The organism is Acidovorax sp., from assembly GCF_047607405.1.
Taxonomy (GTDB): Bacteria; Pseudomonadota; Gammaproteobacteria; order Burkholderiales; family Burkholderiaceae_C; genus Acidovorax.
In genome coordinates this window covers 1-12,493 of the sequence record NZ_JASGDA010000099.1, presented here as the reverse complement: position 1 = coordinate 12,493, position 12,493 = coordinate 1, and the positions used below count along the sequence as shown (strand labels likewise).

Annotated in this window: 13 protein-coding genes; 9 read left to right on the top strand and 4 right to left on the bottom strand. The window is 69.1% G+C overall.

Annotated features, from left to right (window positions below):
- The 4 genes from QM569_RS11970 to QM569_RS11955 all read left to right on the top strand — a co-directional run.
- A partial coding sequence (locus tag QM569_RS11970; RefSeq protein WP_414987461.1) for an iron chelate uptake ABC transporter family permease subunit occupies positions 1-249 on the top strand: 249 nt, incomplete at its 5' end.
- Entirely contained in the window at positions 246-1,034 is a 789-nt protein-coding gene (locus QM569_RS11965) for an ABC transporter ATP-binding protein (protein ID WP_414987460.1), read from the top strand. The genes QM569_RS11970 and QM569_RS11965, both read left to right, overlap by 4 nt.
- 6 nt (positions 1,035-1,040) lie before the next feature.
- Positions 1,041-1,472, top strand: coding sequence for a pseudoazurin (locus QM569_RS11960; protein WP_414987459.1), 432 nt, complete (start codon positions 1,041-1,043; stop codon positions 1,470-1,472).
- Positions 1,469-2,800 (top strand): OprD family outer membrane porin, encoded by a 1,332-nt coding sequence (locus tag QM569_RS11955; RefSeq protein ID WP_414987458.1) that lies wholly within the window; start codon positions 1,469-1,471, stop codon positions 2,798-2,800. The genes QM569_RS11960 and QM569_RS11955 overlap by 4 nt, the downstream gene beginning before the upstream one ends.
- A 74-nt stretch (positions 2,801-2,874) precedes the next feature.
- Here QM569_RS11955 and QM569_RS11950 read toward each other — a convergent pair whose 3' ends face one another.
- Entirely contained in the window at positions 2,875-4,074 is a 1,200-nt protein-coding gene (locus QM569_RS11950) for a serine hydrolase domain-containing protein (protein WP_414987457.1), read from the bottom strand.
- A gap of 87 nt (positions 4,075-4,161) precedes the next feature.
- Between QM569_RS11950 and polA the strand changes: the two genes are divergently transcribed.
- The gene (polA, locus tag QM569_RS11945) at positions 4,162-6,921 is read left to right on the top strand and encodes a DNA polymerase I (RefSeq protein WP_414987456.1); all 2,760 of its coding nucleotides are present in this window, start codon (positions 4,162-4,164) and stop codon (positions 6,919-6,921) included.
- 26 nt (positions 6,922-6,947) lie between these two features.
- Here polA and QM569_RS11940 read toward each other — a convergent pair whose 3' ends face one another.
- Positions 6,948-8,513, bottom strand: coding sequence for a diguanylate cyclase (locus tag QM569_RS11940; RefSeq protein WP_414987455.1), 1,566 nt, complete (start codon positions 8,511-8,513; stop codon positions 6,948-6,950).
- A gap of 130 nt (positions 8,514-8,643) precedes the next feature.
- On the opposite strand from QM569_RS11940, the gene QM569_RS11935 reads away from it, so the two are divergent.
- From QM569_RS11935 to QM569_RS11920, 4 genes are all read left to right on the top strand, one after another.
- On the top strand, positions 8,644-9,537 hold the full coding sequence (locus tag QM569_RS11935; protein WP_414987454.1) for a dienelactone hydrolase family protein: 894 nt from the start codon (positions 8,644-8,646) through the stop codon (positions 9,535-9,537).
- A gap of 81 nt (positions 9,538-9,618) precedes the next feature.
- Positions 9,619-10,407, top strand: coding sequence for a ZIP family metal transporter (locus QM569_RS11930; RefSeq protein ID WP_414987453.1), 789 nt, complete (start codon positions 9,619-9,621; stop codon positions 10,405-10,407).
- A 37-nt stretch (positions 10,408-10,444) separates the two neighbouring features.
- Complete coding sequence (locus QM569_RS11925) at positions 10,445-10,717, top strand: YlcI/YnfO family protein (protein WP_414987452.1); 273 nt, start codon at positions 10,445-10,447, stop codon at positions 10,715-10,717.
- Positions 10,714-11,034: a type II toxin-antitoxin system RelE/ParE family toxin gene (locus tag QM569_RS11920; RefSeq protein WP_414987451.1), complete on the top strand. Its 321-nt coding sequence runs from the start codon at positions 10,714-10,716 to the stop codon at positions 11,032-11,034. Before QM569_RS11925 ends, QM569_RS11920 begins: the two co-directional genes overlap by 4 nt.
- 10 nt (positions 11,035-11,044) lie before the next feature.
- Here QM569_RS11920 and QM569_RS11915 read toward each other — a convergent pair whose 3' ends face one another.
- Together QM569_RS11915 and QM569_RS11910 are read right to left on the bottom strand one after the other, a co-directional pair.
- Positions 11,045-11,806, bottom strand: a complete 762-nt coding sequence (locus tag QM569_RS11915) for a LytR/AlgR family response regulator transcription factor (RefSeq protein WP_414987450.1) — start codon at positions 11,804-11,806, stop codon at positions 11,045-11,047.
- The coding region (locus QM569_RS11910) for a sensor histidine kinase (protein WP_414987449.1) at positions 11,803-12,493 on the bottom strand (691 nt) is incomplete at its 5' end. The genes QM569_RS11915 and QM569_RS11910, both read right to left, overlap by 4 nt.

Below are 12,493 nucleotides of genomic sequence, written 5' to 3'. Positions count from 1 at the left end.
ATCGTCGGCGCCATCGGCTTCGTCGGACTGGTGATTCCGCACGCGGCGCGCTTTCTGGTCGGCGTGCGCCACCAGCGGCTGCTGCCGGCCAGCGCGCTGATCGGCGCGGTGTTCCTGATCGCGGCGGACGTGGTCTCGCGCACCCTCATCACAGGCCAGGTGCTGCCCATCGGGGTCATCACCGCACTGGTGGGCGCGCCGGTGTTCGCCGCCATCCTGCTGCGCGGGCGCGCGGCCGAACGTTCATGAGCGCGCCCGTGCTGCAGGCCCTGGGCCTGGGCTGGCAAGCCCGGAAGACCCGCATCCTCCACGACGTGCAGTTGCAGGTGCTGGAGGGCGAGACGCTGGGCCTGATCGGCCCCAACGGCTCGGGCAAATCCACGCTGCTGCGCCTGCTGGCGGGCGTGATCGCGCCACAGCAAGGCCAGGTGCTGCTGGACGGCCAGTGCATGCGCCGCATGCCCCGGCGTGCGATTGCGCAGCGGCTGGCCTTCGTCTCGCAAATGGCCGAAACGCAGGAAGATATCACCGTGCATGACGCAGTGGAGCTGGGCCGCACGCCGTGGCTGTCCACGCTGGAGCCGCTGCATGACCGCGACCGCCGGATCGTGCATGACGCGCTGGAGGCCGTGGGCATGCACCACCGCCATGCCAGCCCCTGGCACCACCTCTCGGGCGGCGAACGCCAGCGCGTACACATCGCCCGCGCGCTGGCACAGCAGCCCGGCGTACTGCTGCTGGACGAGCCGAGCAACCACCTCGATATCCACCAGCAGCTGGCGCTGATGCAGCTGATCCGCCAACTGCCCATCACCAAGGTGATGGCCGTGCATGACCTGAACCAGGCGCTGGCCTGCGACCGGCTGGCCGTCATGCAGCAGGGCAGGGTGGTGCGCACCGGCACGCCCGCCGAGGTGCTGACGCCCGCGCTGGTGCGCGACGTTTTCCAGGTGGAGATGCGCGCGCTGACCGATCCGCACGACGGCGGGCGCGTGCTGCGCTTCCTCCCGCTCCCTTCCCTTTCCCAACCCTGAAAAATCATGAAACACCAACTGCTATTGGCAACCGTGCTGCTGGGCGCTCCGCTGGCGCACGCGGCAACCATCGAAGTGAAGATGCTCAACCGCGGCGAGGGCGGCGCCATGGTCTACGAGCCGGACTTCGTCAAGCTGGCGCCGGGCGACAGCATCAAGTTCCTGGCCACGAACCAGACGCACAACGCCGCATCCATGCCTGAGATCATTCCCGCAGTGGCCAAGCCCTTCATGGGCAAGATCGACGAGGAGATCGCCGTGACCTTCACCGAGCCCGGCCTCTACGGCATCAAGTGCCTGCCGCACTACGCCATGGGCATGGTGATGCTGGTGCAGGTGGGCGATGCTCCGCTGTCCGCGCTGCAAGTGCCCGCCAGCGTGCCCGCCAAGGCGAAAAAGCGCCTGCAGGACATCGCCGCGCGCGGAGGCCAGCAATGAGCCGCCCGCTGCAACACACCCTGTGCGCCGTGACCGCCCTGATGGCCTGCGCCCTCTCCACCGCGCATGCAGGCGCGCAGGACGATGCCCAGGGCTTCACCGAAGGCTCGGGCCTGACCATGCTCAACCGCCTGGTGCATGAAAGGCTGGACTACCAGCGCGGCAACACCACGCGCACCGTGGCGGGTACCCGCTCCGACGATGCCAGGGAAAGCGCCTACGGCCTGATGCTGAACTACACCTCCGGTTACACGCGCGGCGTGGTCGGCCTGGGGCTGGACGCGCACGCCTATGGCGCTGTCAACCTGGGCTCCGACGCCGACAGCGTGCGCAGCACGCCGCGCTACATCGCCAAGGATGGCCGGGAGTTGAAAGACGGCTTCGGCCGCGCGGGCGCGGCGCTGAAGCTGCGCTGGTCGTCCACCGAGCTGAAGGTGGGCGAGATGCGCACCAAGAACCCCGTCTTCCATTCCTCGGACACCCGCCTGCTGCCCGAGACCAACCGTGGCTGGCTGATCACCAGCACCGACGTTCCCACGCTGTCGCTGCAGGCCGGGCGCTTCACCCAATGGGCCGACCGCAACGCACGCAAGAATGGCGGCGACCTGCTGGCCAACTACTCGGGCGTCAGCGGCGGTGCCTTCGCCTTCCTGGGCGGCACCTGGGCCACGCCGGTCAACGGCCTCGCCCTGACCAGCTACTGGGGCCAATACGAAGATGCGTGGAACACGTGGTACCTGGGCAGCTTCTACAAGATGGCGCTGGCGGACAAGCAGTCGCTGTCCTTCAGCCTGAACCTCTATCGCAACACCGACACCGGCAAGGCCAGGGCGGGCGAGGTGGACAACACCACCTGGAGCCTGATGACCACCTACGCCTTCGGCCCGCACAAGATCGGGCTGGGCTACCAGAAGGTGAATGGCGACACGCCGTTCGACTACGTCAACCGGGGCTCCATCTGGCTCGAAAACGCCATGCAGCTGTCGGACTTCAACGCGCCGCACGAGGCATCGTGGCAGCTCAAGTACGAAGTGGATCTGGGGCAGTTCGTCACCCCGGGCCTCTCCGTGGGCGTGGGCTACACGCGCGGCAGCGGCATCGACTGGCGCCGTGCCAACAGCGTCTACACCAGCTACCTGGGCGCCAGCGGCAGCGGCGGCAAGCACTGGGAGCGCGACGTGCTGGTGCGCTACACCGTGCAGCAGGGCCAGTTCAAAGGGCTGGCCCTGCAGTTGCGCTGGGGCATGCATCGCGCCAACACGGCGCAAGGCGAGCTGAACGTCAACCAACTGCGGCTGCTGACGGAAATGCCGGTGCAGATTTTCTGAGACGGTGCAGGCGGCATCGCCGCCGCCTGCCCACTTGGCAGATGGCGCGCAATGTTCAGGTCCGTTGATTTCGCCTACGACTTCTCACGGTCCACGGCCTTCTGCACGGCCTGGTAGAAGTCCTCGCGCGCGGCGGCGCTGGGGTTGTTGGCGGCGCTGGCCTTGTGCCAGCTGGCGTTGGAGACGATGACGAGCTGTCGCGCCGGGTCGATGAAGATGCCCTGGCCGAAGATGCCGCGCGCGGCGAAGCTGCCGCTGTCGTAGGTCCACCACTGGTAGCCGTAGCCCCGCCCCGGCATGCCGATGTCGGCCTGCTTGTGCGTGGCCTGCTGCAGCCAGCCTGCGGGCAGGATGCTCTGGCCGTGTACCTGCGCGCCTTCCAGGATGAACTGGCCCAGGCGGGCGTAGTCGCGCGGCGCGGCCTGCACGCAGCAGCCGCTGATCTCCTTGCCGGTCTTGGACAGCAGCCACGTGGCCTGCTGCTCCATGCCCGCAGGCTGCCAGATCTTCTCTTGCAGGTACTGGGTCAGCGGTTTCTGGACGGCGGCGCCCAGCACCAGGCCGATGAGGTTGGTCTCGCCCGTGCTGTAGTTCCAGCGCGTGCCTGCGGGCGCGGCGCGGGGCAGGCGGCGCATGTAGCTCACCAGCGCCTCCACGCCGGGCTCGGGCTGGTGGTTGTTGAAGCGCGCCACGTCGGACTGCGGGTCGCCGTAGTCCTCGTTCCACTGCACGCCCGAGGTCATGGTGAGCAGCTGGCGCACGCTCACGTCGTCGTAGGCCGAGCCCTTCATGTCGGGCAGGTAGTCGCTCACCTTGTCGTCCATGCTCTTGATGAGGCCGTCCTTGAGCGCCGCGCCGACCAGGGTCGAAGTGAAGGACTTGGCGACCGAGAAGCTCGTCCAGCGCCCGTCGCCGTCAAAGCCCAGGCCGTAGCGCTCCAGTCGCAGCGTGCCGCCTTGCACGACGAGCAGCGCGGCCACGCGGTGTTCCTGCATGTAGGCGTCCACGTCCACGTCAAGCGCCAGCGGCTTCCCGGCGGGCAGGGCGCGCGGCGTGGCCGAGGGCTGGGCGGTGTTCCACTTGGCCAGCAGGCTGATGCGGTCCATCGCGCGGAAGGCCGCGTCGCGCTGCGCCTGGCTCCAGAACAGCAGGTCGCGGTTGGTCGGCAAGGCTTTGAGCAGACCCCGGGTTTCCTTGTCCAGGCTGAACCAGCCCGCCGTGCCTGCCACGGCCAGTGCCAGCAGGGTGCCGAGTGCGATTTTTTTGAGTTTCAAGGCGGTCATCCCCATGCAAAAGGCGCCCATTCAACACCATGCGCCGCCAGGGCGCCAGAGGGAAAGCCTGTTGGGCACAATCGGGCCATGAACGACAAGAAAACCCTGGTCCTGGTGGACGGCTCCAGCTACCTCTACCGCGCCTTCCACGCCATGCCCGATTTGCGCGGGCCCGATGGGCAGCAGACGGGCGCCATACGCGGCATGGTCAACATGCTGCAGGCGCTGAAGAAAGAGGTGCGCGCCGACTACGCTGCCTGCGTGTTCGACGCGAGCGGCCCCACCTTCCGCGACGCGATCTACCCCGAGTACAAGGCCCAGCGCGCGCCCATGCCCGACGACCTGCGCGCGCAGATCGCGCCCATCCACGAGGTCGTGCGCCTGCTGGGCTGGCCCGTGGTGTGCGTGCCCGGCGTGGAGGCCGACGACGTGATCGGCACGCTGGCGGCCTGCGCGGCGGCGCAGGGCATCGAGGTCGTCATCTCCAGCGGCGACAAGGACCTGAGCCAACTGGTGAACGAGCACATCACCATCATCGACACCATGAGCGGCAAGCGCCGCGACGTGGCGGGCGTGACGGCCGAGTTCGGCGTGCCGCCATCGCTGATGGTGGACTACCAGACCCTGGTGGGCGACGCGGTGGACAACGTGCCCGGCGTACCCAAGGTCGGCCCCAAGACCGCCGCCAAGTGGCTGAACGAATACGGCTCGCTCGATGCGCTGGTCGCGCGCGCCGATGAGATCAAGGGCGTGGCGGGCGAGAACCTGCGCGGCGCCATCGGCTGGCTGCCCACAGGGCGGCAGCTCGTCACCATCAAGACCGACTGCGAGCTGGCGGGCCACGTGGAGGGTCTGCCTGCTATGAATTCGCTAGCTGTAGGTGAAGAGCAGACAAGCGATCTGGCCGATTTTTATCAAAAATACGGCTTCAAGAGCCTGGCCCGCGCCCTGCCGCCTGCCCCCACGGTGGCCATGCCCGGCGAAAGCGGCGAGCTGTTTTCCGACCACAGCGCCACCCCTGTGGCCGAGGCTGCGCAGCAGCGCACCGTGGTGTACGACACCATCCTGAACTGGGCCGACTTCGACCACTGGCTGCAGCGCCTGCAGCAGGCCGACCTGACCGCGCTGGACACCGAAACCACCTCGCTCGACGAGATGCGCGCCGAGATCGTGGGCATCTCCTTCAGCGTGCGCCCCGGCGAGGCCGCCTACATTCCCCTGGCGCACACAGGGCCTGACGCGCCCCCGCAGCTGCCCCGCGACGAGGTGCTGGCGCGCCTCAAGCCCTGGCTGGAAGACCCCGCGCGCGCCAAGCTGGGCCAGCACGTCAAGTACGACCGCCACGTGTTCGCCAACCACGGCATCGAGGTGCAGGGCTACATCCACGACACCATGCTGCAAAGCTACGTGCTCGAAGTCCACAAACCCCACGGCCTGGCCAGCCTGGCCGAGCGCCACACGGGCCGCACCGGCATCAGCTACGAAGACCTGTGCGGCAAGGGCGCGCACCAGATCCCCTTCGCCCAGGTGGCGGTCGAAAAAGCCGCAGCCTATTCGTGCGAGGACTCCGACCAGACGCTGGACGTACACCTGGCGCTGTGGCCCCTGCTGCAGGCCGACGAGCGCCTGCGCTTCATCTACGAGCTGGAGATCGCCTCCAGCGAGACCCTGTACCGCATCGAGCGCAACGGCGTGCTGATCGACGCGCCCACGCTGGCCGCGCAAAGCCACGAGCTGGGCCAGCGCATCCTGCAACTGGAGCAAGAGGCGTATGAGATCGCGGGCCAGCCCTTCAACCTCTCCAGCCCCAAGCAGTTGGGCGAAATCTTCTTCGACAAGCTGGGCATGCCCGTCGTCAAGAAGACGGCCACCGGCGCGCGCAGCACCGACGAGGAGGTGCTGGAGAAGCTGGCCGAGGACTACCCCCTGCCCGCCAAGCTGCTGGAGCACCGGGGCCTCGTCAAGCTCAAGGGCACCTACACCGACAAGCTGGCGCAGCTCGCGCTGCCGCGCACGGGCCGCGTCCACACGCACTACGCGCAGGCCGTGGCCGTCACGGGGCGCCTGTCCAGCAACGACCCCAACCTGCAGAACATCCCCATCCGCACGCCCGAAGGCCGCCGCGTGCGCGAGGCGTTCGTCGCCCCGCCCGGCTGCGTCATCGCCAGCTGCGACTACAGCCAGATCGAGCTGCGCATCATGGCCCACATCAGCGGCGACCACGCCCTGCTGCACGCCTTCCACGCCGGGCTGGACGTACACCGCGCCACGGCAGCCGAGGTGTTCGGCGTGGCGCTCGACCAGGTCACCAGCGAACAGCGCCGCTACGCCAAGGTCATCAACTTCGGCCTCATCTACGGCATGAGCAGCTTCGGCCTGGCCCGGAACCTCGGCATAGACACCAAGGCCGCCGCCGCCTACATCGACCGCTACTTCCAGCGCTACCCGGGCGTCAAGCAGTACATGGACGAAACCAAGGCGTCGGCCAAATCGCGCGGCTACGTGGAGACGGTGTTCGGCCGCCGCCTGGTGCTGCCCGAGATCAACTCGCCCAACGGCCCGCGCCGCGCCGCCGCCGAGCGCGCGGCCATCAACGCGCCCATGCAGGGCACGGCAGCCGACCTCATCAAGCTGGCGATGGTGGCTGTGCAGAAGGCGCTGGACGCGAGGCAGTCCGGCGTGAAGATGGTCATGCAGGTCCACGACGAACTGGTGTTCGAGCTGCCCGAGGCCGAGGTGGACTGGGTGCGCACCGAGATCCCGCGCCTGATGGCGAGCGTGGCCGAGCTGAAGGTGCCGCTGCTGGCCGAGGTGGGCGTGGGCCCCAACTGGGACAAGGCCCACTGAGTCAGCCTCAGAGCGCGAACACGCTCTCAGCCGCCCTGGGGCGGAGCGAAGACTTCCATCCGGTTGCGCCCGGCGTACTTGGCGCTGTACAGCGCCGCGTCCGCGGCGCGCACCAGCGTATCGGCCGACGTGCCCGCGCGCGGCACCAGGCAGGCGACGCCGATGCTGAGCGTCAGCACCGGTGCGGTGGGCGAGTGCGGGTGCGCTATATCGGCAGCCCGCAGGCCGTCCATGCAGCGGCGGGCCACCACCACGGCATCGGCCAGCTGCGCGTCGGGCAGCAGCAGCGCGAACTCCTCCCCGCCGTAGCGCGCGGCCACCTCGTCCGCGCGGCGGATGGTGGCCTGCAGCATCTGGGCCACGCGGCGCAGGCATTCGTCGCCCGCCAGGTGGCCGTAGTGGTCGTTGTAGAGCTTGAAGTGGTCGATGTCGATCAGCACCACCGCCAGCGGCGACTGGTGGCGCCCGCAGCGCTGCCATTCGGTCGCCAGCCGCTCGTCGAAGCGGCGGCGGTTGCCGATGTTCGTCACGCCGTCGGTGGTGGACAGCAGGGCCAGCTTTTCGTTGGCCAGCTCCAGCGCCTGGCGCTGCGCGATCAGGTCGGTGATGTCCAGGCGCACGGCCACCACGTAGTTCTCGGGCGTGCGCGTCTCGTAGATGTTGATCCATCGCCCGTCGGCCAGCCGCTGCACCAGGGTGGACGTGCGGTTGCCGTGCTCGGCCAGGCGCTCGGCGAGCCAGGCTTCCTCGCGGCCCGTGGCCGAAGGGATCAGGCCCTGGGCCACCGAATGCCGCAGAATGCTCTCGAAGCTGTGGCCCAGGTGTTCCGCGTAGTTGACGTGCGGGTACATGCGCGAGAGCTGCTGGTTGTAGAGCACCAGCCGGTCCTGCGCGTCGTAGATCTCGATGCTCATGGGCAGGGCCTCGACAGCGCGCTCCAGCAGCTGCCGTATCCGCTGGCTCTCCTGGCGCGCGGCCTCGGCCTTCTGCCGCTGCGCGATCAGGTCGGTGATGTCCAGGCGCACGCACACCGTCATGCCCGAGGGCGTGCGGCGTTCGTGTACGTGCATCCAGGCGCCGCCGGGGTAGTGAAGCACCTCGGGGCCCGCGCGGTGGCCCCGGGCAGCCAGTTCGTGTGCCAGCCACAGCTCTTCCTGCCCCGAGGCTTCCTCGGGAATGCCGTGGCGCAGGCCCTCGCGCAGCAGCTCCTCGTAGGTCTTGCCCAGCGACTCCTGCAGGGGCAGGTGCGGGCGCAGGCGCGCCATGTGCGCGTTGCACAGCACCAGGCGGTCTTGCTCGTCGTAGATCTCCAGCCCGGCGGGCATGGCGTCCATGGCTTCGCGCAGGCGGCGTTCGGCCCGCTCGGCGTCCTGCAGGGCCCGGGCGGCCCGCGCCTGCCACCGCCGCGCCAGGCGCCAGTGCATGTACCCGGCGGCCACCAGCGCCAACCCCGCCACGGCCAGCGCCGTGCGCGCCGACGTGCCCAGGGCCGTATCAGTGGCGGCCCAGGCCAGCAGACCCAGCCCGCCCGCCACGCAAGGAACCGCCGTGAGCAAGGCCGCCGGTTCGTCGCGCTGGGAGGATGAAGGCATGTTGGTTGGTTTCTGGGCGGGCGCAAAGTCTAGCAGCGCCGCGAGCGCTGGCCTTTCCCCGGCTTTCGTGGGCTCGTAAAAGTTCATAACACGCTCTAGACTGCAGGCCTGTTGCTCCTGGAGAACGTCCATGCTCACTGAAGACCTTCATTCCGACGCCCAGGCCCTGCTGCCGGGCCGCACCACCGCAGCAGGCGCCACGCGCCGCACCGCGCTCCAGGCCGCGCTGGGGCTGGGCTATGCCGCTGCCGCCGCGCCCGTCATGGCGCAGACGGCCATCGCCACGCCCGCCGACGGCCTGACGGCGGGCGAGGTCAGCTACACCGTGGGCGGCTTCAAGGTGCCTGCCTACCGCGCCGCGCCCGCAGGCAAGACGGGCCTGCCCGTGGTGCTGGTCGTGCAGGAAATCTTCGGCGTACACGAATACATCGCCGACACCTGCCGCCGCTTCGCCAAGGCAGGCTACCTTGCCATCGCGCCCCAGTTCTATGCGCGCCAGGGCGACGCCGCGCAGTACACCGACATCGCCAAGCTCATGGCCGAACTGGTCGCCAAGGTGCCCGACGCGCAGGTCATGGCCGACCTGGACGGTGCTGTGCAGTGGGCCACCGCCAACGGCGGCGACGCGGCGCGCGTTGGCATCACCGGCTTCTGCTGGGGCGGGCGCATCACCTGGCTGTACGCAGCGCACGGCCCCGTGAAGGCCGGGGTGGCGTGGTATGGCCGCCTGGTGGGCCAGGCCAGCGAACTGACACCCAAGCACCCCGTGGACATCGCCCCCATCCTGAAGGCCCCCGTGCTCGGCCTGTACGGAGAGAAAGACGGCGGCATCCCCCTTGACACGGTTGATAAGATGAAAGCTGCCCTGGCCCAAGGCTCTCCCCAGGCCCGGGCGTCGCAGTTCGTGGTGTACCCCGACGCGCCGCACGCCTTCCATGCCGACTACCGCCCCAGCTACCGCAAGGACGCGGCCGAAGACGGCTGGAAGCGGGCGCTGGCCTGGTTCAAACAGCACGGGGTCTAAACGGCACCAAGCCCTTCGGGGCTTTTTTTGTTTTAAAAGAGAAATACGCCTCTAGCCCAATAGGGACGGGCGCAAGCAGCTATGACATTGGTAGCAATTATCCTGGCCACACTGGCCGCAGGCATCGGCAGCGTGTGGCTGGCGGCGCTGCTCATGCGGCTGGGCCTGGGCGGGCGGGGCCAGCACCTGCTCAGTTTGGCGGCGGGCGCGCTGCTCGCCACCGCCTTCATGCACCTGCTGCCCGAGGCGTTCGAGAGCGAGGCGGGCGCGCACGACCTGTTCGCCACGCTGCTCGTGGGCGTGGTGTTCTTCTTTCTGCTCGACAAGGCCGAGCTGTGGCACCACGGGCACGAGCACCACCACGGGCATGACCATGGGCACGAACACCATGACCACCACCATCACCAAGCCCCGCGCACCGGCGGCTGGGCCGTGCTGACGGGCGACAGCGTGCATTGCTTTGGCGACGGCATCCTGATCGCATCGGCCTTCATCGCCGACCTGCGCTTAGGGCTGATCGCCGCCGTCTCGGTGCTGGCGCACGAGGTGCCGCACCACATGGGCGACCTGGTCGTGCTGCGCCACACCAGCGCCAACCGGCGCATGGCGCTGGTGAAGGTGTCGCTGGCGGGCGCCGTCACGGCGCTGGGCGGCGTGGCGGGCTACTTTCTGGTGGGGCAGTTGCAAGACTGGCTGCCGTACTTCCTGGCCGTGGCGTCCAGCAGCTTCGTGTATGTGGCGCTGGCCGACCTGATCCCGCAACTGCAAAAGCGCCTCACCGCACGCGAGACGGTGGCGCAGGTGGCGTGGCTGGTGGCGGGCATGGCCGTGGTCACGGCGGTGAGCGGGCTGGCGCACGGCGGTCATTGAATTGGCGTCTGCATCACATCGGCGATACACTGGCACGATGAAAACCGCCACCATCCCTCCTGTCCGCGTCGATCCTGCCTTCCGCCAGGAAATGGAGCAGTCATTGGAAGGCAGCGAGAGCCTGGCATCGCTGGTTGAAACCGCCGTGCGCAACGAGGTGAACCGGCGGCGCACGCAGGCGGAGTTCGTGCGCCGGGGCATGGCCGCGATCGAGCGCACGGCGGCTGCGGGCGACGGCATTCCCGTGCAGGCCGTGATTGCCAAGCTGGAACACAAGCTGGCCGTTGCCCGCGCTCGCCAGCGCGCATGAACGATTACGAAGTCATCTTCAGCCGCGAGGCGCTGCAAGACCTGGAGCGCCTGTTCGACCACATCCTGGAGCGCGAACTGCGCAGCCCCACCGGCGATCTGGATGGGGCCGACCGTGCCATCGGGGCCATCCGCCACGCTTGCCAGCTGCTGGCCCACAGCCCCTTCAGTTGCCGCAAGGCGGGCGAGAGTGCATTTGTGCGCGAGTTGGTCATTCCATTTGGCGCAGCGGGCTATGTGGCGCTGTTTGAAATCCGGGACAGCCAGCGCGTCATCGTGGGCGCCATCCGGCACCAGCGCGAAAGCGACTACCACTGACCGGCAGCGTTCAGCGCGCCAGCTCTTCCCGCACCGCCGCCACCTGCCGCCGCGAGACGGCCAGCAGCTCGGTCGATCCCTGCAGCCGCACGGCCCAGCCTTCGCCTTCCTCGGGGTCGTAGTGCTTTTCGAGTGCGCGCACGGCGCGGCGGGCCACCAGCGCGTTGCGGTGGATGCGCAAAAAGCGTGGGGCGAAGCGGGTTTCCAGTTCGCTCAGGGCACCGTCCAGGATGTAGCTGCGGGTGGCGGTGCGCACCGTCACGTACTTCTGCTCGGCCTTGAAGTACAGGACTTCGGCGACGGGCAGGCGCTCGGAGCGGCCCCGGTCCTGGATCAGCAGGGTTTCGCCCTCGGGTACGTCGGGGGCTGCCGCCGGGAGCGGGGCGCGCGTGTTGCGCTGCACCTTGGCGAGCGCCTGCAGCAGGCGCTCCCGGCGCACGGGCTTGGTGAGGTAGTCCACGGCGTCCAGCTCGAAGGCGCTCACGGCATGGTCGGCGTGGGCAGTGACGAAGACCACCGCAGGCGGCTGCCGCAGCGCCCCGAGGGCATGGGCCAGGGCCAGGCCGTTCTGGCCGGGCATGTGGATGTCCAGCAGCACCACGTCGAAGGTGTGGCCGCCCGTGGGGCCGAGATGGGCCAGGGCCTCGGCGGTGTTGGCGGCCTCGGCCACGGTGTGGCGCTGCGCGTCCGGCAGGCCCCCTGCGCAGTCGGCCAGCAGGGTGCGCAGGCGGCTGCGGGCCAGGGCTTCGTCGTCAACGATGAGGATGTTCATGCGGGTTTCTTCCCTTCGGGGGCGGGCAGGGCGATGCGCACCTGGTACAGGCCGTCCTGCACGCCTGCGCTGAATTCGCCCTGCACGTCGTGCAGCAGCGCCAGGCGGGCGCGCACGTTGGCCAGGGCGATGCCGTGGCCCGGCTCCCGGTCGGCATCGTCGGGGGGCAGGGTGTTGGTGATGCGAACGATGACGCGGCTGCCGCGCAGTTCGGTCAGCACGCGCAGCCTGCCGCCGTGCGGGCTGGGCTCCACGCCGTGCTTGACGGCGTTCTCCACCAGCGGCTGCAGCAGCAGCGGCGGCAGGCGGGCGCTGCCCGCGCGTTCGTCCAGGTGCCATTGCACCTGCAGGCGCGCGCCGAAGCGCACCTCCTCGATGGCGAGGTAGCGCTGGGCCAGGGCGATTTCCTCGGCCAGCGTGGTGGATTCGCCTTGCTCCACCAGCGCGTGGCGGAACAGGTCGGACAGGTCTTCGAGCAGCGACTCGGCCTTGGCCGGCTCGGCGCGCACCAGGGCGATGGCGCTGTTGAGCGTGTTGAACAGAAAGTGCGGGCGGATGCGCGACTGCAGCTCGGCCAGCCGCGCCGTGGTGGCCGCGGGCGTGCGCCCGCGCGCGCGCAGCACCAGCGCCGCCACCAGCATGGCGGCCAGCAGAGCGCCCGTGGCGGCGCTGGCCGCCCAGGGCGGT

What these genes read in the sequence shown, in the direction of transcription:
- QM569_RS11965 (WP_414987460.1), top strand. Translation starts at nt 246, where the DNA reads ATGAGCGCGCCCGTGCTGCAGGCCCTGGGCCTGGGCTGGCAAGCCCGG.
- QM569_RS11960 (WP_414987459.1), top strand. Translation starts at nt 1,041, where the DNA reads ATGAAACACCAACTGCTATTGGCAACCGTGCTGCTGGGCGCTCCGCTG.
- QM569_RS11955 (WP_414987458.1), top strand. Translation starts at nt 1,469, where the DNA reads ATGAGCCGCCCGCTGCAACACACCCTGTGCGCCGTGACCGCCCTGATG.
- polA (WP_414987456.1), top strand. Translation starts at nt 4,162, where the DNA reads ATGAACGACAAGAAAACCCTGGTCCTGGTGGACGGCTCCAGCTACCTC.
- QM569_RS11940 (WP_414987455.1), bottom strand. Translation starts at nt 8,513, where the DNA reads ATGCCTTCATCCTCCCAGCGCGACGAACCGGCGGCCTTGCTCACGGCG.
- QM569_RS11935 (WP_414987454.1), top strand. Translation starts at nt 8,644, where the DNA reads ATGCTCACTGAAGACCTTCATTCCGACGCCCAGGCCCTGCTGCCGGGC.
- QM569_RS11930 (WP_414987453.1), top strand. Translation starts at nt 9,619, where the DNA reads ATGACATTGGTAGCAATTATCCTGGCCACACTGGCCGCAGGCATCGGC.
- QM569_RS11925 (WP_414987452.1), top strand. Translation starts at nt 10,445, where the DNA reads ATGAAAACCGCCACCATCCCTCCTGTCCGCGTCGATCCTGCCTTCCGC.
- QM569_RS11920 (WP_414987451.1), top strand. Translation starts at nt 10,714, where the DNA reads ATGAACGATTACGAAGTCATCTTCAGCCGCGAGGCGCTGCAAGACCTG.
- QM569_RS11915 (WP_414987450.1), bottom strand. Translation starts at nt 11,806, where the DNA reads ATGAACATCCTCATCGTTGACGACGAAGCCCTGGCCCGCAGCCGCCTG.